21 protein-coding genes are annotated in these 20,022 nt (G+C 66.4%); 10 read left to right on the forward strand and 11 right to left on the reverse strand.

The genetic code is table 11. The features are described from left to right. Position 1 precedes the first annotated feature (1 nt). A complete protein-coding gene (locus tag ACSQ3S_RS31790; RefSeq protein WP_436144888.1) occupies positions 2–367 on the forward strand; it encodes a VOC family protein in 366 nt (121 codons plus the stop codon). A 45-nt stretch (positions 368–412) separates the two neighbouring features. Continuing rightward, complete coding sequence (gene map / locus ACSQ3S_RS31795; protein ID WP_353404349.1) at positions 413–1,222, forward strand: type I methionyl aminopeptidase; 810 nt, start codon at positions 413–415, stop codon at positions 1,220–1,222. Here map and ACSQ3S_RS31800 read toward each other — a convergent pair whose 3' ends face one another. From ACSQ3S_RS31800 to ACSQ3S_RS31820, 5 genes are read right to left on the reverse strand one after another with little or no spacing between them, the layout of a single operon-like run. Then, the gene (locus ACSQ3S_RS31800; protein ID WP_436144889.1) at positions 1,223–1,549 is read right to left on the reverse strand and encodes a barstar family protein; all 327 of its coding nucleotides are present in this window, start codon (positions 1,547–1,549) and stop codon (positions 1,223–1,225) included. After that, positions 1,549–1,974, reverse strand: coding sequence for an ExbD/TolR family protein (locus ACSQ3S_RS31805; RefSeq protein WP_353404351.1), 426 nt, complete (start codon positions 1,972–1,974; stop codon positions 1,549–1,551). The genes ACSQ3S_RS31800 and ACSQ3S_RS31805 overlap by 1 nt, the downstream gene beginning before the upstream one ends. Positions 1,975–2,001: 27 nt before the next feature. Next, positions 2,002–2,661: a MotA/TolQ/ExbB proton channel family protein gene (locus tag ACSQ3S_RS31810; protein ID WP_436144890.1), complete on the reverse strand. Its 660-nt coding sequence runs from the start codon at positions 2,659–2,661 to the stop codon at positions 2,002–2,004. Continuing rightward, positions 2,661–3,467, reverse strand: coding sequence for a 4-hydroxy-tetrahydrodipicolinate reductase (gene dapB, locus ACSQ3S_RS31815; RefSeq protein ID WP_436144891.1), 807 nt, complete (start codon positions 3,465–3,467; stop codon positions 2,661–2,663). The genes ACSQ3S_RS31810 and dapB overlap by 1 nt, the downstream gene beginning before the upstream one ends. Before the next feature lie 30 nt (positions 3,468–3,497). After that, positions 3,498–4,139, reverse strand: a complete 642-nt coding sequence (locus ACSQ3S_RS31820) for an outer membrane protein assembly factor BamE (RefSeq protein WP_176655715.1) — start codon at positions 4,137–4,139, stop codon at positions 3,498–3,500. Positions 4,140–4,418: 279 nt separating this feature from the next. Between ACSQ3S_RS31820 and fur the strand changes: the two genes are divergently transcribed. Continuing rightward, positions 4,419–4,847, forward strand: a complete 429-nt coding sequence (gene fur, locus ACSQ3S_RS31825) for a ferric iron uptake transcriptional regulator (RefSeq protein WP_436144892.1) — start codon at positions 4,419–4,421, stop codon at positions 4,845–4,847. 93 nt (positions 4,848–4,940) lie between these two features. On the opposite strand, the gene hrcA is transcribed toward fur, so the two are convergent. Together hrcA and ACSQ3S_RS31835 are read right to left on the reverse strand one after the other, a co-directional pair. Then, on the reverse strand, positions 4,941–5,957 hold the full coding sequence (hrcA, locus tag ACSQ3S_RS31830; RefSeq protein WP_353404352.1) for a heat-inducible transcriptional repressor HrcA: 1,017 nt from the start codon (positions 5,955–5,957) through the stop codon (positions 4,941–4,943). A 79-nt stretch (positions 5,958–6,036) separates the two neighbouring features. Beyond that, the gene (locus ACSQ3S_RS31835; protein WP_436144893.1) at positions 6,037–6,744 is read right to left on the reverse strand and encodes an HAD family hydrolase; all 708 of its coding nucleotides are present in this window, start codon (positions 6,742–6,744) and stop codon (positions 6,037–6,039) included. 94 nt (positions 6,745–6,838) lie between these two features. On the opposite strand from ACSQ3S_RS31835, the gene ACSQ3S_RS31840 reads away from it, so the two are divergent. The 3 genes from ACSQ3S_RS31840 to ACSQ3S_RS31850 all read left to right on the forward strand — a co-directional run bounded on the left by ACSQ3S_RS31840 (position 6,839) and on the right by ACSQ3S_RS31850 (position 9,674). Continuing rightward, positions 6,839–8,242, forward strand: a complete 1,404-nt coding sequence (locus tag ACSQ3S_RS31840) for a metallophosphoesterase (protein ID WP_436144894.1) — start codon at positions 6,839–6,841, stop codon at positions 8,240–8,242. Between the two features lie 155 nt (positions 8,243–8,397). Then, on the forward strand, positions 8,398–9,003 hold the full coding sequence (locus tag ACSQ3S_RS31845) for a hypothetical protein (RefSeq protein WP_436144895.1): 606 nt from the start codon (positions 8,398–8,400) through the stop codon (positions 9,001–9,003). A 32-nt stretch (positions 9,004–9,035) separates the two neighbouring features. Beyond that, positions 9,036–9,674, forward strand: a complete 639-nt coding sequence (locus ACSQ3S_RS31850) for a hypothetical protein (protein WP_176655720.1) — start codon at positions 9,036–9,038, stop codon at positions 9,672–9,674. A 164-nt stretch (positions 9,675–9,838) separates the two neighbouring features. Here ACSQ3S_RS31850 and rsmA read toward each other — a convergent pair whose 3' ends face one another. From rsmA to ACSQ3S_RS31870, 4 genes are all read right to left on the reverse strand, one after another. Next, positions 9,839–10,621 carry a 16S rRNA (adenine(1518)-N(6)/adenine(1519)-N(6))-dimethyltransferase RsmA gene (rsmA, locus tag ACSQ3S_RS31855; protein WP_436144896.1) on the reverse strand — a complete coding sequence of 261 codons (783 nt, stop codon included), beginning with the start codon at positions 10,619–10,621 and terminating at the stop codon, positions 9,839–9,841. 8 nt (positions 10,622–10,629) lie between these two features. Further along, the gene (gene pdxA / locus ACSQ3S_RS31860; protein WP_436144897.1) at positions 10,630–11,739 is read right to left on the reverse strand and encodes a 4-hydroxythreonine-4-phosphate dehydrogenase PdxA; all 1,110 of its coding nucleotides are present in this window, start codon (positions 11,737–11,739) and stop codon (positions 10,630–10,632) included. 18 nt (positions 11,740–11,757) lie between these two features. Beyond that, positions 11,758–13,206, reverse strand: coding sequence for a peptidylprolyl isomerase (locus ACSQ3S_RS31865; RefSeq protein WP_436144898.1), 1,449 nt, complete (start codon positions 13,204–13,206; stop codon positions 11,758–11,760). Positions 13,207–13,322: 116 nt separating this feature from the next. Next, entirely contained in the window at positions 13,323–15,584 is a 2,262-nt protein-coding gene (locus ACSQ3S_RS31870; RefSeq protein WP_413447534.1) for an LPS-assembly protein LptD, read from the reverse strand. Positions 15,585–15,691: 107 nt separating this feature from the next. Here ACSQ3S_RS31870 and ACSQ3S_RS31875 point away from each other — a divergent pair, with 107 nt between their 5' ends. From ACSQ3S_RS31875 to ACSQ3S_RS31890, 4 genes are read left to right on the forward strand one after another with little or no spacing between them, the layout of a single operon-like run. Then, complete coding sequence (locus ACSQ3S_RS31875; protein ID WP_436144899.1) at positions 15,692–16,747, forward strand: aminoglycoside phosphotransferase family protein; 1,056 nt, start codon at positions 15,692–15,694, stop codon at positions 16,745–16,747. 10 nt (positions 16,748–16,757) lie between these two features. After that, positions 16,758–17,492, forward strand: a complete 735-nt coding sequence (murU, locus tag ACSQ3S_RS31880; RefSeq protein ID WP_436144900.1) for an N-acetylmuramate alpha-1-phosphate uridylyltransferase MurU — start codon at positions 16,758–16,760, stop codon at positions 17,490–17,492. Continuing rightward, complete coding sequence (locus tag ACSQ3S_RS31885; RefSeq protein ID WP_436144901.1) at positions 17,492–18,826, forward strand: aminopeptidase P N-terminal domain-containing protein; 1,335 nt, start codon at positions 17,492–17,494, stop codon at positions 18,824–18,826. Before murU ends, ACSQ3S_RS31885 begins: the two co-directional genes overlap by 1 nt. Next, entirely contained in the window at positions 18,823–19,962 is a 1,140-nt protein-coding gene (locus ACSQ3S_RS31890) for a UbiH/UbiF/VisC/COQ6 family ubiquinone biosynthesis hydroxylase (protein WP_436144902.1), read from the forward strand. Before ACSQ3S_RS31885 ends, ACSQ3S_RS31890 begins: the two co-directional genes overlap by 4 nt. Positions 19,963–20,022 lie beyond the last annotated feature (60 nt).

The following is a 20,022-nucleotide window of genomic DNA, read 5'->3' on the forward strand; positions in this document are numbered from 1 at the left end:
CATGATCAAGGGATTACGTACTGCGGCATATCCGGTGGCGGACCTGGCCGCCGCCAAGGCCTGGTACGGCAAGGTGTTCGGCACCGAGCCGTATTTCGACCAGCCTTTCTACGCCGGCTTCAGCATCGGCGGCTTCGAACTGGGGCTGATACCGGACGGCACGCCGGGCACCACCGGCAGCATGGTCTACTGGGGCGTGGACGATATCGAGGCCGAAGTCGAGCGCATCGTGGCGCTGGGCGCGACCTTGCCGGGCGCGATCCAGGACGTCGGCGAGGGCATCAGGACGGTCGAACTGGCCGACCCGTTCGGCAACCTGCTTTGCCTGATCGACAACCCCCACTTCGATTTGGCAGCAGTCCGCTAGCGGATGTGGCACACTACTGCCTCTGAAAAATAAAGAGGTAGTGCCATGTCCCGCCGTAACGCCAACCTGATCAAGTCGCCCGAGCAAATCGTCCTGGCGCGTGTCGCCGCCCAGCTGGCGGCCGATGTGCTGACGATGATCGGCCCGCACGTCAAGGCCGGCGTGACCACCGGCCACCTCGACAAGCTGTGCAACGACTACATCGTCAACGTGCAACAGGCGATACCGGCCAACGTCGGCTACGGCGGCTTCCCGGCCACCGTGTGCAGCTCGGTCAACCACGTGGTCTGCCACGGCATTCCGGCCGACGACGAGGTACTCAAGGATGGCGACATCATCAACATCGACGTCGCCGTCATCAAGGATGGCTGGCACGGCGACACCAGCCGCATGTACTACGTCGGCGAGCCGTCGAAATCGGCGCGCAAGCTGGTCGAGACGACGTATTCGGCGATGTGGGCCGGCATCCGCGCCGTCAAGCCGCGCGCCACCTTGGGCGACGTCGGCTTCGCGATCCAGACCATCGCCGAGAAGGCCGGCTACAGCGTGGTGCTGGACTACTGCGGCCACGGCATCGGCATGGTGTACCACGAGGAACCGCAGGTGACGCACTACGGCCGTCCGGGCCAGGGCGTGGTGCTCAAGCCGGGCATGCTGTTCACGATCGAACCGATGATCAACGCCGGCCGCGCGGCAACGAAGGAATTGAGCGACGGCTGGACCGTCGAGACGCGCGACAAATCCTTGTCGGCGCAGTGGGAACACATGGTGCTGGTGACCGAGACCGGGTTCGAGGTGCTGACGCTGGCGCCCGGCGAAACCGGCGCCAAGGCGCAAATCCCTATCGCCGGCTGATTATTTCAGCGTCAGCTTCAAGGCCGGCTTCTCGCCGTAATCTTCGTAACGCTCGTTGATGCCGGCCACGCAGTACGCCACCTCTTCCAGGATATCCGGCACGGCGGCCTTCATCGCCCCGGCGTCCTGGATGACGATCTCCAGCACCTCGTTCGGCTTCAGGCGGAACTTGCTCATGCCGTCTTCATCGCGCAGATAGCTCAGACAATCGACCCAGGCGTCCATCGTGTTGCCGTAGCCGTCGGGGAAGCCCATCGCCGCCTTACAGGCCGCGTGGAAGCTGTCGACATCGACGATCGCCGCGCCGTTCAATTCTGCGGTTGCCATTATTTTTTCTCTTTCCTGGGGTCCGTCACGAATCCCAACTTCGTCAATCCGTTCGACTGCGCCGCCGCCATCACCTGCGCCACCACTTCGTAGCGGGTGTCCTTGTCGGCACGCAGCTGCAGTTCCGGCTGCGGGTCCAGTTTGGCCGCTTCGACCAGGCGCTTTTCCAGCCCATCCTGCTCGACCGCGTCGTCGTTCCAGTAGATCTTGCCGGCGCCGTCGATAGACAGCGTCACCGTGGCCGCCTGCTGCGGACTGGCTTGTGCCTGCGCCTTCGGCAGGTCCAGCTTGACGGCGTTGGTGAACATCGGTGCGCTGAGGATGAAGATCACCAGCAGCACCAGCATCACGTCGACCATCGGCGTGACGTTGATGTCGGCCATCGGCCCCGGATTGCGGTGGTGGTTGAATGCGCCAAAGCTCATGCTTGCTCCCGGCAGTGGATTACCTGCTTATTTTGTCAGATACGCGTGCAGGTCGTGCGCGAAGGCGTCCAGCTCGGCCAGGGTCAGCCGGTTGACGCGGTTGAAACCGTTATACGCCAGCACCGCGGGGATCGCCACCGTCAGGCCGATGGCCGTCATGATCAGCGCCTCGCCGACCGGGCCGGCCACCTTGTCGATCTGCACCGTGCCGCTGGCCGACACATTGGCCAGCGCGTGATAGATGCCCCACACGGTGCCCAGCAGGCCGACGAAGGGCGCGGTGGCGCCTATCGATGCGAGCAAGGTCAGGCCGCCTTCGAGCCGGTTGGTGGAGCGCTGGATCGCCACGCGCAGCACGCGCGTGACCTGCGCCGCATGGTTCATCTCGCCGCCCAGCGAAGCACGGCCGGAGGCGGCCAGCTGCGCCGCGCCCTGCTGCGCCAGCGGCAGGAAAATCTGCTCGGGATCGGCCAGGGCCAGCGTGGCGACACCGTCCTGCATGGTCGGCGCGTCCCAGAACCCCTGCACGGCCGGCGCGCTGCGGCGGATGCGCCACGCGGCGTAGGCCTTGGCCAGGATGAAGAACCAGCTCACCAGCGACATCGCCAGCAGCACCAGCGCCACGATGTGGCTGATGGTGTCGCCCTGCTCCCAGTAGCTGGCCAGGGTGAAGTGGTTGGGCGTCATCAGTTCAGCGCCAGCACGTCGTTCATGTCGTACAGGCCGGTGGCCTTGTCGGCCAGGAAGCGGCAGGCGCGCAGCGAGCCGTGCGCGTAGGTCACGCGGCTGCTCGACTTGTGGCTGATCTCGATGCGCTCGCCGGTGCCGGCGAACAGCACGGTGTGGTCGCCGACGATGTCGCCGCCGCGGATGGTGGCAAAGCCGATCGACGACGGATCGCGCTCGCCGGTCACGCCTTCGCGGGCGTAGACGGCGCAGTCCTTCAGGTCGCGGCCCAGCGCGTCGGCCAGCACTTCGCCCATCTTCAGCGCGGTGCCGGACGGCGCGTCGACCTTGTGGCGGTGGTGCGCTTCGATCACTTCGATGTCGTAGCCGACCGACAGCGCCTTGGCGGCCTGCTGCAGCAGCTTGAGCGTGACGTTGACGCCGACGCTGAAATTGGGCGAGAACACGATGGCGGTTTTCTTGGCCGCCTCGACGATCGCCGCCTTGCCCGCCGCGTCGAAGCCGGTGGTGCCGATGATCATCTTGATGCCGTGCTCGGCGCAATAGGCCAGGTGCTCCAGCGTGCCTTCCGGACGGGTGAAGTCGATCAGGAACTGGGCGCCGGCCAGGCCCTTGGCGAATTCCGATTCCACCAGCACGCCGGCCGGCTTGCCGAGGAAGGCGGCGGCGTCGCTGCCGACGTTGGCCGAACCGGCGCGGTCCAGCGCGCCGGACAGGCGCGCGTCCGGCGCGTCCAGCACCGCTTCGATCAGGATGCGGCCCATGCGGCCGCCGGCGCCGGCGATGGCGATGTTCATGTCAGTCATGCTGCTGTCCTCGTGCTTGTTCGTTGGTGCTTATTTCTTGTCGTTCGTCACCGTGACGCCGACCGGCGACGCGGCGGCGTTGTCGCTGCCGGCCGGGATCGGCGAGGTGTTGCCGACCGGCCGGGCGTCCGGCACGTCCAGGTTTTTCTTGACCTTGGGCGCCGGGCCGGCGATGCGGGCGATGTATTCTTTTTCGGTCGGCAGGTTGCCGCCTTCCCAGCGCGCGACCTTGTTGTCCTTGTCGAAGAACACGATCACGCGGCTGGTGGTGATTTCGCCGTTGCCCTTGGCCATGCGGAACGCGTAGTCCCAGCGGCTGGCGTGGAAGGGGTCGGTCAGCAGCGCGGTGCCGAAGATGAAGCGCACCTGGTCCTGGGTCATGCCGACCTTCAGCTGCGCCAGCATTTCCTCGGAGACGAAGTTGCCCTGCTGGATGTCCGGACGATACGGCGAGAAGAACCACATGAACTTCTGCAGCTGGGTGATGGTGGTCGTTTGCGCGCCCTTGTTGGCGTCCAGCGTGGCACCGGTTTCTTTCACTGCGGTCGATTTCTCGCCCAGCGTGGTGTTGGAAGCGCAGCCGCCCAGCGCCAGCGCGACGCACACAGCGCCTGCGAGCCGGGGAGTGAAACGGTGCAACAAAGACTGCGATAAAGCCTGGGTGACGCGCATGGTTGTCCTCAATCTGATCGAGCGGAAGTGCCGAAAAACGCCATATCATAAAGCACAAGCCGCGACATGGGGCTGCGTGGGCACTCGAAGAGATCGCATTATCCAGCAAATCGGATGTTATGTCCTTGTTTTATAAAGAATAATTGTAAAACATTGCAAATGTAAATTTCAGCCCGGCGCGCGCCGCGGGGGCGATTTAGCTGCGGCGGCACCCGGAGTGCGTTAAACTGTCACCTCGCCGTCACCTCGCACCGCCAACCACATTATAGAGTCTCGACCATGGGTAACAATCCTACCGATCTGAAGGCCAGCGGCCTGAAAGCCACGCTGCCACGCCTCAAAATCCTGGATATTTTCCAGAACAGCGAAGTGCGCCACCTGACCGCCGAGGATGTCTACAAGATCCTGCTGGCCGAGAATATGGATGTGGGCCTGGCCACCGTCTACCGCGTGCTGACCCAGTTCGAGCAGGCCGGCCTGCTGAACCGCAACCACTTCGAAACCGGCAAGGCCATCTTCGAGCTGAACGAAGGCTCGCACCACGACCACCTGGTGTGCCTCGATTGCGGCCGCGTGGAGGAATTCTTTGACGAGGCAATCGAAACGCGCCAGCAACTGGTGGCGAAAGAGCGCGGCTTCAAGATCGCCGAACACGCGCTGGCGATCTACGGCAACTGCACCAAGACCGCCTGCCCGCACCGCCCTTGAAAATCCGGGGTCAGATCCGACATTTGGACACGGGCTCTACCGTAGCGGCCGCTACGGTAGAGCCCGTGTCCAAATGTCGGATCTGACCCCGGATTAGTTGTGGCTCAGCGCGTTCGATAGCAGCTTGGCGGTGATGTCGACGATCGGTATCACCCGCTCGTAGGCCATGCGCGTCGGGCCGATCACCCCCAGCGTGCCGACGATCTTGCCGTTGGCCGTGTACGGCGCGGTGACCACGCTCATCTCGTCCATCGGCACCAGGCTCGATTCGCCGCCGATGTAAATCTGCACGCCGCTGGCCTTGCTCGACACGTCGAGCAGCTGCATCAGCCCCGTCTTCTGCTCGAACATGTCGAACATCTGCCGCAGCGACGTCATGTTCGACGACAGGTCGCTGACCGACAGCAGGTTGCGCTCGCCCGCGATGACCATGTCGTCCGAGTTGTCGGCCATCGCCTCGCTGCCCGCCTCCACCGCCGCCTGCATCAGCCGCCCCATGTCGTCGCGCAGCTGGCGCAGCTCGTGCTGCAGCCGCGTGTGCACCTCGTCGAAGGCCAGCCCGCCGTAGTTCTGGTTGATGTAGTTGGCCGACTGCACCAGCTGCGCCGGGCTGTAGTCGACGTCGGTCAGCAGCAGGCGGTTCTGCACGTCGCCGGTCGGGCCGACGATCACCAGCAGGATGCGCTTCTCGCCCAGGCGCAGGAATTCGATCTGCTGGAACACCGACTCGCGCCGCGGGCTGAGCACCACGCCGGCGAACTGCGACAGCGACGACAGCATCTGCGCGGCGTTGGAAATCATCTTCTGCGGCTGCGGCGCCTGCAGCCGCATGCGCCCCTCCACCGATTGCTCGTCCAGGTGCTGCACCGTCAGCAGCGTGTCGACGAAGATGCGGTAGCCGCGCGGCGTCGGCACCCTGCCGGCCGAGGTGTGGGGACTGGCCACGTAGCCCAGCTCCTCCAGGTCGGCCATGATGTTGCGTATCGTCGCCGGCGACAGGTCCAGTCCGGAGATCTTGGACAGCGCGCGCGAGCCTACCGGCTGGCCGTCCGCGATGTAGCGTTCGACCAGGGCCTTGAGCAGTGTTTGTGCGCGTGTATCGAGTTGCATGTTGAGTCTATCGAGGTAGTTCCGTCGGGTTTGCTTCTATTATGCACGCTCCGCGCCGGACGGGGGCCGCGGCGTGGCGTCAATGCCGCATTTGCTCGCGTACCCAGGCCAGAAGTTCGTCGAACGAGGCGCAGATGGCGTCCGGCGCGATGCCGGCCTCGAGGTGGGCGCTGCCGCCGCCACGGTTCATCCACACCGCCCGCAGCCCCGCCCCTTGCGCGCCCTGCACGTCCAGCCGCAGGTCGTCGCCGACGTAGACCGCGTCCCGCGGCGCCACCCCCATCGCCTCGCAGGCGGCCAGGAAGATGTCCGGGTCCGGCTTGGCGCGGCCGAACCTGGCCGACGCCAGCGTGTATTCAAAATGGTGGTGCAGCCCTATGACTTCAAGATCGGCATTGCCGTTGGTGATCACGCCCAGCCGCAGCATGCGCTGCAGCTCGGCCAGCGCCGGGACCACGTCGGCGAACGGCGTGACGGCGTTGCGGCACTCGGCGAAGTGGCGCATCGCGCCTTCCACATGGGCGGCGTCCTCGCCGGTTTCGGCAAACACGTCCAGCAGCGCCTGGCGGCGCAACTGGTACAGGTCGGTCACCAGCTCGGGCCGGCGCTCCAGCAGCGCCATGCGCATGGCGCGCAGCTCGGCGACCGTATATTTGCCGGTCACCTTGGGCGCGCGCTCGGCCAGCCAGGCGTGCCAGCTGACTTCCGCCGCCGCGATGACGGGGCCGATCGGCCACAGGGTATCGTCGAGGTCGAACAACAAGGCGTGGGGGCGGCGTGAGGTCATGGCGGGCCAAAAATAGTGGACAAGCGGTATTGTCGCACCGATCACGGCGCCGTGACGGCATGGTAAATTATTGGATTACTCAGCCGGAGATGCCGTGTTCCCGACCACTCTTTGCCGTCCAATGCCGGCCCTGGCCCTGGCCTCGCTGCTGGCCGGCTGCGCCACCGTCGTCCAGCCGCCGGACTTTTCCTCGTTCGTGGTGATGGGCGACAACGGCGCCGCCGTGGCGCGCGTGCTGGTCGCCGCGCCGGCCTGCCCCGACATCGTCGTCGACGGCCGCCCGCTGGCGATGACCGTGCGCGCGCCGGCCGCCACCATCGCGCTGCGCTCCACGCCGTCGGCGCCGGCCGACTCCAGGCCGGCCAGCTTCCCGCTGCTGACCTGCGAGGCGCCGCTGCCGGCTGGCGGCCAAGGCGCCACCGTGCTGGGCCGCGCGCTGCCGCTGCCGAAGGCCGAGCCGCAACGCATCGTCGTCATCGGCGACACCGGCTGCCGCCTGCAAAAGAGCAGCGCCAGCTACCAGGCCTGCAACGACGGCGCCGCCTATCCGTTCGCCGCCGTGGCGGCCCAGGCCGCCGCCTGGCGTCCGGACCTGGTGATCCACGTCGGCGACTACCATTACCGCGAAAACGCCTGTCCCGACGGCGATGCAGGCTGCGCGGGCAGTCCCTGGGGCTACGGCTGGGACGCGTGGAACGCCGACTTCTTCGCCCCCGGCGCGGCGCTGCTGCGGGCGGCGCCGTGGATCATGGCGCGCGGCAATCATGAAAGCTGCCCGCGCGGCGGCCAGGGCTACTGGCGCTTCCTCGACCCGCGCCCGCTGCTGGCCGGCCGCGACTGCAACGCCGACGCCGACGACGCCATCGGCAACTACAGCGATCCCTACGCCGTGACGATCGGCCAGTCCACCCAGCTGATCGTCATGGACACCGCCGCCACCACGTGGAAGGGCCTGAAGCCGGGCGACCTCGGCTACGACAAGTACCGCGAGCTGTACCGCAAGGTCGACGCGCTGTCGCGGCAGGCGCCGCACAACATCGGCATCACCCACCACCCGCTGCTGGGCATGGGCGCCGACCGCAAGGGCGACGGTCCCATCGTGCTGTTGCCGGGCGACGCCGGCCTGCAGCAGGCGTTCGGCTCGCTCAACCCGCAACTGCTGCCGGCGGCGATACAGACCATGCTGTCCGGCCATGTGCACCTGTGGGAACAGGTCAGTTTTTCCTCCGGCCATCCGAGCCAGCTGATTTCCGGCTTTGCCGGCACCGCCGAGGATATCGTGCCGCTGCCCGAGCGGCTGCCGGCCGGCGCCACGCCCGCGCCGGGCGCGGTGGTGGACAGCTTCAGCTCCTGGGTCGACGGCTTCGGCTTCATGACCATGGAGCGGCGCGGCGCCGAGCAATGGGAGGTGCTGGTGCACGATCTGCAGGGCAAGGTGCGCAACCGCTGCCGCATCGACGGCCGCCGCTCCAGTTGCGTCGCCGCGCGGGTCAAATAAGGCGGCGGCCAGCGCCGCCGCCGGTCCGGTGTCACATGCTGTTACATCGGTTCAGGGCCCGGCGTTACCAAATGCACTAAAATACCGGGCAATTCCGTGTAATATGCTGCACCCAGTGGTGTTGCCGGCCCTATTCGTTTTGGAGAGAGATTTTTATGAAAAGTTTGTATCTGCGTTCGGGCCTCGCCCTGCTGTGTGCCGTCATTTTGAGCGCCTGCGGCGGCGGCAACGGTAGCCTGGCCCTGTCCGGCAGCGTCAGCGGCCTGACCAAGGATGGCCTGGTGCTGGTCAACACCAACACCGGCGAGAAGCTGCCGATCCCGAACGGCACGTCCACTTTCGTCTTCACCAAGCTGGCCGCCGTCGACGAGCAGTTCAACGTCATCGTCGATACCCAGCCGACCGGCGCCAAGTGCACTCCGAGCGGCACCACCAACACCGGCAAGGCCAACGTCTACACCGCCTACTACATCGCCTTCATCTGCGTGACCAATCCGTGGACCCTGGGCGGCACCGTCACCGGCCTGGACACCAAAGGCCTGGTACTGGCCAACGGCTCCGACACGGTGGCGATCCTGCCGGGCGCATCGGCCTCGACGCCGGTCAACTTCACCTTCCCGACCAAGGTCGGCGACGGCTCGCCGTTCGGCGTGACCATCCTGTCGCAGCCCAAGGACACCACCAAGACCTGCACCATCGCCAACAACGTCGGCACGATGCCGGCCGGCGACTACTCGCCGATCACCGTCACCTGCCAATAATTGCCGGCCCCGCTTATTTTTTGGAGTAATACATGAAATTTTCGACTTTGGGCGCCGGCGCGGCGCTGATCCTGGCTGCGGCGCTGGCCGGCTGCGGCGGCAAGGCGCAGTTCGCGGTGCAGGGCACGATTGCAGGCTTGAACAACGACGGCCTGGTGCTGGCCAACGGCAGCGACACCGTCAAGGTGCCGGCCGGCGCCAGCAGCTTCGTGTTCCCGCACCAGATTCCGTACGGCACAGACTACAACATCACCATCCAGACCCAGCCTGCGCACATGAGCTGCTCCCTCGGCGGTGCCAGCGGTTCGGCCGGCCACAACGTCGCCATCGCAGCCCAAGTGGTGTGTAATCAGAGCACCCACACGCTGGGCGGCCAGTTCACCGGCCTGTTCCAGTACAAAGACGCGACCTCGGCCACGCCCGACACGCTGCTCAATCGCAGCGTGGTGCTGCTGAACGGCTCGACCGGCGGCCAGTTGACGGTCAGCAGCCCGACCGACAGCAGCGGCAAGGGTGATTTCGTGTTCGGCAGCCAGGTGGCGGACGGCCAAGCCTACGGCGTGACCATCCTGACCCAGCCGGTCGGCGCCACCTGCACGCTGGTCAACGGCACCGGCGTGATGCACGAAAACAATGTCAGCAACCTGGTGCTGACCTGCACGACGAACTAAGGGAAGGACAGGAAGCGGGAGGAGTGTTATTCACATTCATGATGTTCGATATGTGAAAAATAAACTTGTGTTATATGCCGCGTCGCAGCATAATTCACCTGTCTCCTCCACTTCTTGCAAAGGAATTGGATTTAGCCCGCTTTCACCAGCGGGCTTTTTTTTGCCTAGACGGTTTGCGGCTTGAGCAGGTTGGCCAGCGCGACGTACTGGGCCAGGCCCACCGTTTCCGGACGCATGGTCGGGTCGATGCCGGCGGCGACGATCTGTTCTTCGGTGAACATGCCGGCCAGGCAGTTGCGGATCACCTTGCGGCGCTGCGAGAACGCCTTCAGCACCACCGCCTCCAAGGTCGGGCCGTCGCACGGCAGCGGCTTGGCCACCGGGATCATGCGCACGATCGCCGACTCCACCTTCGGCGGCGGATCAAACGCTTCCGGCGGCACCACGAACAGCAGCGACATGTCGTAGCGCCATTGCAGCATCACCGACAGGCGGCCGTAGGTCTTGCTGCCCGGCTCGGCCACCATGCGCTCCACCACTTCCTTTTGCAGCATGAAATGCTGGTCCTGCACCTGCGGCGCGAACGTCGCCAGGTGGAACAGCAGCGGGCTGGAGATGTTGTACGGCAGGTTGCCGACGATGCGCAGCTTTTGGCCGGCCGGCACCGGGATCGTGGAAAAGTCGAATTTCAGGGCGTCGCCGGCGTGGATGGTCAGCTTGGCCGGGTTGTAGGTCTTTTCCAGCCGCGCCACCAGGTCGCGGTCCAGCTCGACGACGTGCATCATCTTCAGCGTACGCATCAGCTGCTCGGTCATCGCCCCCAGGCCGGGGCCGATTTCCACCATCGCGTCGTCCGGCGCCGGGGCGATGGCGTCGGTGATGCTGGAGAGGACGTATTTATCGTGTAAAAAGTTTTGGCCGAAGCGTTTGCGGGCGACGTGTTTCATGATTGTTCTTATTGAGAGTGATTAGGAGGCTGGGAGGCCGCGGCGTTGGCCATGGCGACGGCGGTGTCGATCGCCGCCTCCATGCTGCCGCAATCGGCCAGCCCCAGGCCCTTGGCGGCCAGGTCCAGCGCGGTGCCGTGGTCGACCGAGGTGCGTATCAGCGGCAGGCCCAGCGTGATGTTGACGCCCTGGCCGAAGGTGGCGTACTTCAGCACCGGCAAGCCCTGGTCGTGGTACATGGCCAGCACGCAGTCGGCGTCCTTCAGGTATTTGGGCTGGAACAGCGTGTCGGCCGGATACGGGCCGGCGGCGGCGATGCCGCGCGCCCGCGCCGCCGCGATGGCCGGCGCGATGACGTCGATCTCTTCGCGTCCCAGGTAGCCGCCCTCGCCCGCGTGCGGGTTCAGGCCGCACAGCAGGATGCGCGGCGCGGCGATGCCGAATTTGGTCTTCAGGTCGTGGTCTATGATGTCGAGGATGCGCGCCAGCCCGTCCTGGCTCAGCGCGGCGGCGACGTCCTTCAGCGGCAGGTGCGTGGTCGCCAGCGCCACGCGCAACGGCGGCAGCGGCGGCGCGCCGGCGGGCGACGCCGGCGTGCCGGCCAGCATCATCACCACCTGCGGCGTGCCCGTCTGGTCGGCGAAGTATTCGGTGTGGCCGGAGAATTTGACGCCGGCGTCGTTGATGGTGCTCTTTTGCAGCGGCGCGGTGACCACCGCTTCGAACCAGCCGGCCCGCACGCCCTCGATGGCGGCGTCCAGCGTGGCCAGCACGGCGCGGCCGTTTTCCTTGTCCAGCCGGCCCGGCACCACGTGCGCGGACAGCGGCACGTCGATCACGCTGATGCGCCCGGGGCCGAAGTGCGGCAGGCCGCCGTTGCGCACCGCCTGCAGCGACAGCGCCGACAACTGGATCGCGGGATCGATGGCGCTGGCCGTCATGGCCAGGAAGGCGGCGTCGCCCAGCAGCACGCAGTTGACGTCATGGCGCCGCGCCCAGGCGGCGCGGATCGAGATTTCCGGGCCGATGCCGGCCGGCTCGCCGACCGTGACGGCGATCGCCGGACGGGCGGACGGGGAACGCACTGCGGTGCGCCCAGGGTTCAAAGTGGCGCTCACGCGTGGTCCCCTTGCCGCTTATTTGTTGACGTTGTTGCCGTCGTCGGTGCGGTACTCGACGTAGGCACGGTCGCGCACTTCACGCTGCCAGCTTTCCGACGCTTCTTCCAGCTTGCGCTCGCGGATCGCCTGGCGCGCGTTGTTGCGCTCGCGCTCTTTCGACACGTCGTCGCTCTTGCGCTCGAGCACTTCGATCAGGTGGATGCCGAAGCTGGTCTCCACCGGCTGGCTCACTTCGCCGATCTTCAGATTGTTCATCGCCGCCTCGAATTCGGGCATGGTGTCGCCCGGATACAGCCAGCCCAGGTCGCCGCCCTTGGCGGCCGAGCCGTCGTTGGAGAACAGCCGCGCCAGTTCCTCGAACTTGGCCGCCTTGTTGTCCAGGCGTTCCTTCAGCTCGGTCAGCTTGCGCTTGGCGTCGGCCGCGCTCATCGTCGGCGTGACCTTGATCAGGATGTGGCGCGCGTGGGTCTGCTGCACCGAGGCCGCCGCCTGCGCCTCGGCCACGCTGCGGCGGTCGACCGCCTTCAGGATGTGGAACGCGCCCACGCTCTTGATGATGGGCGTGACCTGGCCCGGCTTGAGCTTGACCAGCGCCTCGGCAAACACCGGCGGCAGCCGCTCGGGCTGGCGCCAGCCGACCACGCCGCCCTCCAGCGCGTCGCTGGCGTCCGAATAGGTGGCGGCCATCTTGGCGAAGTCGGCGCCGGTGCGCAGCTGGCGCATCACTTCCTCGGCGCGCGCGCGGCGCTGGGCGATCACCTCGGCGGTGGCGTTGTCGGGGATGCGCACCATGATCTGCGAGATGTTCACCTCGAACTGCTCGGCGGCGGCGGCCTTTTCGGCGGCCATGAAGCTGTCGACCTCGGCGTCCGAGATCTGGATCTTGGAGTCGACCTCGTGCTCGCGCAGGCGCTGCATGATGATCTCTTCGCGGATCTCCTCGCGGAAGGCGGCGAACGGCGTGCCGTCCTTTTCCATCTGGTTGCGCAGGTCCTGCACGGTCAGCTTCTGCGCCTCGGCGATGCGGGAAATCGAGCGGTCGAGCTGCAGGTCGTCGACGCGCACGCCCATCTCCTTGGCCATCTGCAGCTGGGCGCGTTCGACGATCATGCGCTCGAGCAGCTGGCGGCGCAGGTCGGCCGGATCGGGCATCTGCACGTTCTGCGCCTTCATGCGGGCGGTGACGGCCTTGATCCGGTTGCTCAGCTCGCGCTGGGTGATGACGTCGTCGTTGACCACGACCACGATCGAATCGATGGCGACGTTGCCCGACTCGCCAGGCGGCAGGAAGCCGCCCTTGCCGTCAGACTTGTCGGCCTTGGCCGGCGCGGCCGGCGTGGTGTTCAAGGCCGTGGCGGCGGGCGCGGACGCCGGCGCGGCGGCGGGCGCCGGCGCAGGCTTCTTCGAGAACAGGCTGCAACCGCCGAGGGCGGCCGTGCACAGCAGGACTGCGAGGATTTTCATTTCGAACTTCATCTGCATGGTGGAACGCTCATGAGTCAGGTGTAAAAAAAATCAAAAAGCGCCCGCTGCCGCTGTTGTTGCCATTGCTGCTGCGGCGGGCGCCGGGTTGCCTTGCTTTAGCGGCCGTAGCCCTCGTTCAAACGCTGATAACCGGGAATGCTGCTCTTCATCGCTTCAAGCGGACTGCCCACGCCCAGGTGCGACAGCCCGTTCAGTTCCAGCTGGAAGAAGATCTGCGTCGAGGCCTTGGTCGAGGTGGTCACGAAACGCTGGGCGCCGGTGCGGAACACCCAGCAGTCGGCGTTGTATTCGAGGCCGACCAGGCTCTCGAGGATCTTCTTGTCCTGCACCGAGTAGCTGACCCGGCCCACGCCATACCAGCGCTGGAAGATCGGCCACTGGCTCGACAGCTCGATATTCTTGAAGCTGCCGCGCAGGTAGCGGTAGCCCAGGTTGAGCACCTTCTTGGCGCCCGGCACCCACTGCGCGGTATAGCTTTCCGACACCACCCGGCTCTGGCTCGGGTTGTACTGCACCGCGCTGTCGAAGGTCCAGGTCTCGGAGATGCGGCCGGTGGCCGCCAGCAGGATGTCGGAATGGGCGTCGACCACCGGCGTCGACGAGTCCAGCTGCACCTTCTGGTCGCGGAAATAGAAGCGCTGGCCGAACGCCAGGCGCAGCGCCTCGCCGCCGTTGGCGTCGAGGAAGCGCGAGGTCAGCGCGGCCGTCAGCTGGTTGGCGTCGCCGATGCGGTCCGAGCCGACGAAGCGGTTTTCGCTGAAGATCTGGCTGAAGTTGAACGTGGCCGCGTCGGTGTCGAAGGTGGGGAAGCGGCTCTGGTCGCGGTACGGCGTGTTGACGTAGAACAGCCGCGGCTCGAGCGTCTGGGTCATGTCCTTGCCGCCGAACTTGATGTCGCGCTCGAACACCAGGCCCGAGTCCAGCGAGAACGTGGGCACCGCGCGCGACAGGTTTTCCGATTTCTGCGTGCCGTAGGAATCGAGCTGGTAGCTGCCCAGGTTGACCATCACCTTGGGCGTGACGAAGTAGCTCGGCCCGACGATCGGATAGCTCAGCTGCGGGATCGCCACCAGGCGGGTGCCGTTGATCAGGGTCGGGTGGTAGAAGCGCGTCAGCTCGGAATCGAAGGCCCAGTCGAAGCCGCCCGCCACGTCGTACTGCGCGGCGTGGAAATTGACCGCCGGCAGCCGGTCGTAGGGACGCGAGACGAACAGCGTCGGATCGACCACCGATTCCGGATCCTGCAGCACCTGGTACTTCTGCACCCGCGCGGTCAGGGTCCAGAAATCGCCGTGGTAGTCGGTGCGCAGTTCGCGCAGCAGCTGGCGCTCGGTCGAGCTCGACACGGTCTTGGAAAAGTCGTTCGGGTAGTTGTCGTCCGACGCCGCGCGGATGCTCCAGCCGTACGACCAGCTGGGGCTCAGGTCCTGGGTGTGCGTGGTCCGTATCATCCAGCGGTCGCTCTGGTCGTTCGGATTGGCCTTGGCGTACTCGCGGTCGTGCGGCATGTACTCGATATACGTCTCGCCCTGGTACAGGCCGCCGGCGGTCTCGCCCAGATAGCGGCCGCTGGCGCCGAGCTGGATGCCGCGGTTGGAGATGATTTTCGGATACACGGTCAAGTCGCGGTTGGGCGCGATATTGAAGTAGTACGGCACCGTCAGCTCGGCGCCGTTCTTGGAGCCGAAGCCCGGCGTCGGCGACAGCCAGCCGGAGCGGCGCGCGCCCGACAGCGAGAACGACATGGCCGGCGTGCCCAGGATCGGCACGTCCTTGAAATAAATGATGGTCTTGCCGGCCGTGCCGACGTCGCGGCCGGAGTCGAGGTTCAGCGTGTTCGAGCGCAGATACCAGTCCGGGTTGTAGCCCTCGCAGGTGCTGTAGGTGCCGTTGACCACCACCGCCTCGTCTTCGTTGATGAAGTTGATGCGCTCGGCCTTGCCCTGGGCGTGGTTCGCTTCCAGCTTGTACGTCGGGTTGAGCATATAGCCCTTGCCCGTGTCCATGTTCAGCTTGAGCTCGTCGCCGGTGAAATAGTCGCCGAAGCGCCAGATCTTGACGTTGCCCTTGGCTTCGACCTCGTCCTCGACCTGGCGGTAGCAGGCGGTGTCGGCCTTGACGCGGGTCTTGTCCTTGACCAGCTCGGCGTCCCGCTCCAGCGTGATTTCCCGTTCCGGGCGGCCGCCGATGTCCTCGGCCTGGACCGTGGTGACGGCGTTCTTGTCCTCCACCCGCGGCGCGCGCGGCTTGGGCGCGCCGGTCTGGGCGTAGCTCGGCGCTGCCGAGACGGTGACGATGGCAGTCAGGGCATACGCCCAGCGTTGCGAGGTAGAGGGGGGGGCCAGTAGCCAGCGCATGCAACTCATGAAAAGAAGGGATGAAACACCATGACAGGCGATTTTTTGATTTGAATCCCTTATTATATGGGAATCTTCACCTGATACCGGTTTCCACGGCTCGCTTAATGTCTTTATTACAGAATTTAACTTCCGATACATCTTCCGACCCCCGCCTCGAACAGCTGACCGCCTGGCTGGCGACCTTGGACGTGGTCGACGTGGCCAGCGCCCGTCCGGCCTCGGCCGACGCCAGCTTCCGCCGCTACTTCCGCGTCGATGTATTGCCGAATCAACAAGCCGCGCTGGGCGCCACCTTGATCGTCATGGACGCGCCGCCGGAGCGCGAGAACGTGCTGGCCTATGTCAAGCTGGACGAAATGCTCACCCATGCCGGCGTGACGGTGCCGCGCATCGTCGCCACCGACTACGAGCGCGGCTTCATGCTGATGTCCGACCTGGGCGTGACCACCTACCTGCAGGTGCTGGACCACGACAACGCCTCGACCATGTACGCCGAGGCGCTGGAGGCGCTGGTCAAGTTCCAGCTGACCAGCCAGCCGGGCGTGCTGCCCGAGTACGACCGCGCCTTCCTGCTGCGCGAAATGAACCTGTTTCCCGAGTGGTACATCGGCCAGCACCTGAAGGCCACGCTGAGCGACAAGCAGGCGGCCGAGCTGCAGGGCGTGTTCGAGGCCATCCTGGCCAACGTCACCGCCCAGCAGCAGATCTATGTGCACCGCGACTTCCATTCGCGCAACCTGATGTGGATGGACGCCGGCAACCCCGGCGTGCTGGACTTCCAGGACGCGCTGTACGGCCCGATGACCTACGACCTGGCCTCGCTGCTGCGCGACGCCTACGTGCAGTGGGACGAGGAGCTGGTGCTGGACTGGGCGATCCGCTACTGGCAGCACGCCAAGGCGGCCGGCCTGCCGGTCAACCAGGACATCGACGCCTTCTACAAGGACTTCGAATACATGGCCCTGCAGCGCCACCTGAAGATCCTCGGCCTGTTCTGCCGCCTGAACTACCGCGACGGCAAGGCCCAGTACCTGGGCGACCTGCCGACCGTGATGGACTACGTGCGCAAGACCGCCGGCCGCTACAAGGACCTGAAGCCGCTGCTGCGCCTGCTCGACACGCTGGAAGACAAGCAGCCGCAAGTCGGCTACACCTTCTGAGGCGGCGCGCATGAAAGCCATGATCTTCGCCGCCGGACGCGGCGAGCGGATGCGTCCGCTGACCGACACCACGCCCAAGCCGCTGCTCAAGGTACGCGGCCGGCCGCTGATCGTCTGGCATATCGTCAACCTGGTGCGGGCCGGCATCACCGAGATCGTCATCAACCATTCGCACCTGGGCCAGCAGATCGAGGCGGCGCTGGGCGACGGCAGCCAGTTCGGCGCGCGGCTGATGTACTCGCACGAGCCGGTCGCGCTGGAGACGGCCGGCGGCATCGCCCAGGCCCGCCACCTGCTGGGCGAGGAGCCGTTCGTCGCCGTCTCGGGCGACATCTATATTCCCTACTTCGACTTCGAGCAGGTCAAGGACGTGCTGCACGACAAGGACATGTGGGGCAACCCCTACCCCGCCGACCAGCGCGACATCTGCTGGCTGTACCTGGTGCCGAATCCGGACTTCCTGCCGGACGGCGATTTCGGCCTGACGATGTACTCGCTGACCAACGACGGCTCGCCGAAATGGACCTTCGGCAACATCGGCGTCTACCGTCCCGAAATGTTCGACGGCATCGCGCCCGGCGCACACGCCAAGCTGGGACCGCTGATCCGCGCCTACGCCGACAAGAAACAGGTCGGCGGCGAGGTCTACCAAGGCGAGTGGCACAACCTCGGCACCGTGCAGCAGCTCGACCGGCTGAACGCGCCGATCGCCCCCCGCGCACGCGGCGCCAAGGACGTGCAGTGATGGCGGCCGCCTTGCAAGTCCACATTGAGCGCCGCGCGCGCCTGCTGGCCCATATGCCGCCCGGCGCGGTGGCCGTGCTGCCGACCGCGCCGGAAGTGACGCGCAACAGCGACAGCGAATACCTGTACCGCCACGACAGCTACTTCTACTATCTGACCGGTTTCACCGAGCCGGACAGCGTGCTGGTGCTGGTGGCCGCGCGCGGCGATGTGCCGGCCCGCGCCATCCTGTTCTGCCGCCAGAAAAATCTCGAACGCGAAATCTGGGAAGGCTTCCGCCACGGCCCCGAGGGCGCGCGCGCGGCCTTCGGCTTCGACGCCGCCCACGCCATCGAAGATCTCGACGGCGAGATAGTCAAGCTGCTGGCCGACGCGCCGGCGCTGTACTACGCGCTGGGCAGCCCGCTGGATGCGCAGGTCAGGCTGTGGCTGGCCAACGTGCGGCGCATGGCGCGCACCGGCGTGAGCGCGCCGGCCAGCGCGGTCGACCTGCTGCCGCTGCTGGACGAAATGCGCCTGTTCAAGGACGCCGGCGAACAGGCGACCATGCTGCGCGCCGCGGCCATCTCGTCGCAGGCCCACGCGCGGGCGATGCGGGCCGCGCGGCCAGGCATGTACGAATACGAACTCGAGGCGGAACTGCTGTACGAGTTCCGCCGCAACGGCGCGCAGGCGCCGGCCTACAACTCCATCGTCGCGGCGGGCGCCAACGCCTGCGTGCTGCACTACAGCGCCAACAGCGCGCAGAGCAGGGACGGCGACCTGGTGCTGATCGACGCCGGCTGCGAGCTCGATGGCTACGCCTCCGACATCACGCGCACCTGGCCGGTCAACGGCCGTTTCAGCGCGCCGCAAAAACGCCTGTATGAACTGGTGCTGGCGGCGCAGTCGGCCGCGCTGAAGGCGATCGCCCCCGGCCTGCCCTACTCCGGCGGCCACGAGGCGGCGGTGCAGGTGCTGGCGCAGGGCATGCTGGACCTGGGGCTGCTCGACAAGAACAGCCACGGCAGCCTGGCCGACATCATCGCCGACAAGCGCTACCTGCAGTTCTACATGCACGGCACCGGCCACTGGCTGGGCATGGACGTGCACGACGTCGGCCAGTACCGCGACACCGCCGCCGAAGGCAAGCCGTCGCGCGCGCTGCAGCCGGGCATGGTGCTGACGGTGGAGCCGGGCATCTATGTGCGTCCGGCGGAGGGCGTGCCCGAGGAATACTGGAACATCGGCATCCGCATCGAGGACGATGTGCTGGTGACGCACAGCGGCCACACCATCCTCAGCACCGCGCCCAAGACCGTCGACGAGATCGAGCAACTGATGCGGCAGCAATGACGGATTCCACTTTCGACGTCGCCATCTGCGGCGCCGGCCCGGCCGGCATGGCGCTGGCCGCGCTGCTGGCCAGGCGCGGCATGGCGGCGCACCGCATCGCGCTGATCGACGCCAGGACGCTGGAGCAGGCCGGCAAGGATCCGCGCTCGATCGCGCTGTCCTGGGGCAGCCGCCAGATACTGGAAGACATCGGCGCGTGGCCGGTGGCGGCCACCGCCATCCACCAGATCCACGTGTCGCGTCGCGGCCAGTTCGGCCGCAGCCTGATCGACCGCGACGAGCACAAGCTGCCGGCGCTCGGCTACGTCACCCGCTACGGCGATCTGGTGACCGCCCTGGGCGCCGCCTGCGAACGGGCCGGCATCGTCATGCTGCGTCCCGCCCGCGTGCAGGCGATCAACGAAGGCGACGACGCCGTCGCGCTGGCGCTGGACGCCGCCGGCGCCGCGCGGTCGCTGCAGGCAGCCATCGTGGCGCAGGCCGAAGGCGGCTTGTTCAGCGACCAGGAAAGCAAGGCCCGCCGCCACGACTACCAGCAAACCGCGATCATCGCGCAAGTACGTGCCAGCCGGCCGGTCGAGCATCGCGCCTACGAACGCTTTACCGGGCAAGGCCCGCTGGCGCTGCTGCCGCAAGGCGACGAATATTCATTGGTCTGGTGCGTGCGCCCCGAGTCGGCGGCGCGCCTGCAAGGCCTGGACGACGAGGCCTTCCTGGCCGAACTGGGCGCCGCGTTCGGCGACCGTGTCGGCCGCTTCACACACGCTTCTCCGCGCTTGGCGTTCCCCCTCGGCCTGAACGCGGACCCGCGCGGCACCGCCCGCACCGTCGCCATCGGCAACGCCGCGCAAACGCTGCATCCGGTCGCCGGACAAGGCCTCAACCTCGGCTTGCGCGACGTCACCGTGCTGGCGCGGCTGCTGGCGCAAGGCGCCAATCCGGCGATGCTGGCGCAATTCACCGAACTGCGCCGCCAGGACCGCGACACGACCGTGCGCCTGACCGACACCATGGCCCGCATTTTCGCCAACGATTCGCCGGCCCAGGCGCTGCTGGGCCTGTCGCTGGCCGCCATCGACATGATCGGCCCCGCCCGCGGCGTGCTGGCCGAACTGATGATGTACGGTCGCCGTTGACCTGAGAACACACAGGTGGGCTTGCCCGTCCCACTCACTGTGGTAAACCATCGCTTTCGA

The organism is Duganella sp. LjRoot269 (genome assembly GCF_964254095.1).
In the GTDB taxonomy this organism is placed as follows: Bacteria; Pseudomonadota; Gammaproteobacteria; order Burkholderiales; family Burkholderiaceae_D; genus Rugamonas; species Rugamonas hordei.

What these genes read in the sequence shown, in the direction of transcription:
- ACSQ3S_RS31790 (WP_436144888.1), top strand. Translation starts at nt 2, where the DNA reads ATGATCAAGGGATTACGTACTGCGGCATATCCGGTGGCGGACCTGGCC.
- map (WP_353404349.1), top strand. Translation starts at nt 413, where the DNA reads ATGTCCCGCCGTAACGCCAACCTGATCAAGTCGCCCGAGCAAATCGTC.
- ACSQ3S_RS31800 (WP_436144889.1), bottom strand. Translation starts at nt 1,549, where the DNA reads ATGGCAACCGCAGAATTGAACGGCGCGGCGATCGTCGATGTCGACAGC.
- ACSQ3S_RS31805 (WP_353404351.1), bottom strand. Translation starts at nt 1,974, where the DNA reads ATGAGCTTTGGCGCATTCAACCACCACCGCAATCCGGGGCCGATGGCC.
- ACSQ3S_RS31810 (WP_436144890.1), bottom strand. Translation starts at nt 2,661, where the DNA reads ATGACGCCCAACCACTTCACCCTGGCCAGCTACTGGGAGCAGGGCGAC.
- dapB (WP_436144891.1), bottom strand. Translation starts at nt 3,467, where the DNA reads ATGACTGACATGAACATCGCCATCGCCGGCGCCGGCGGCCGCATGGGC.
- ACSQ3S_RS31820 (WP_176655715.1), bottom strand. Translation starts at nt 4,139, where the DNA reads ATGCGCGTCACCCAGGCTTTATCGCAGTCTTTGTTGCACCGTTTCACT.
- fur (WP_436144892.1), top strand. Translation starts at nt 4,419, where the DNA reads ATGGGTAACAATCCTACCGATCTGAAGGCCAGCGGCCTGAAAGCCACG.
- hrcA (WP_353404352.1), bottom strand. Translation starts at nt 5,957, where the DNA reads ATGCAACTCGATACACGCGCACAAACACTGCTCAAGGCCCTGGTCGAA.
- ACSQ3S_RS31835 (WP_436144893.1), bottom strand. Translation starts at nt 6,744, where the DNA reads ATGACCTCACGCCGCCCCCACGCCTTGTTGTTCGACCTCGACGATACC.
- ACSQ3S_RS31845 (WP_436144895.1), top strand. Translation starts at nt 8,398, where the DNA reads ATGAAAAGTTTGTATCTGCGTTCGGGCCTCGCCCTGCTGTGTGCCGTC.
- ACSQ3S_RS31850 (WP_176655720.1), top strand. Translation starts at nt 9,036, where the DNA reads ATGAAATTTTCGACTTTGGGCGCCGGCGCGGCGCTGATCCTGGCTGCG.
- rsmA (WP_436144896.1), bottom strand. Translation starts at nt 10,621, where the DNA reads ATGAAACACGTCGCCCGCAAACGCTTCGGCCAAAACTTTTTACACGAT.
- ACSQ3S_RS31865 (WP_436144898.1), bottom strand. Translation starts at nt 13,206, where the DNA reads ATGAAAATCCTCGCAGTCCTGCTGTGCACGGCCGCCCTCGGCGGTTGC.
- ACSQ3S_RS31870 (WP_413447534.1), bottom strand. Translation starts at nt 15,584, where the DNA reads ATGCGCTGGCTACTGGCCCCCCCCTCTACCTCGCAACGCTGGGCGTAT.
- ACSQ3S_RS31875 (WP_436144899.1), top strand. Translation starts at nt 15,692, where the DNA reads ATGTCTTTATTACAGAATTTAACTTCCGATACATCTTCCGACCCCCGC.
- murU (WP_436144900.1), top strand. Translation starts at nt 16,758, where the DNA reads ATGAAAGCCATGATCTTCGCCGCCGGACGCGGCGAGCGGATGCGTCCG.
- ACSQ3S_RS31885 (WP_436144901.1), top strand. Translation starts at nt 17,492, where the DNA reads ATGGCGGCCGCCTTGCAAGTCCACATTGAGCGCCGCGCGCGCCTGCTG.
- ACSQ3S_RS31890 (WP_436144902.1), top strand. Translation starts at nt 18,823, where the DNA reads ATGACGGATTCCACTTTCGACGTCGCCATCTGCGGCGCCGGCCCGGCC.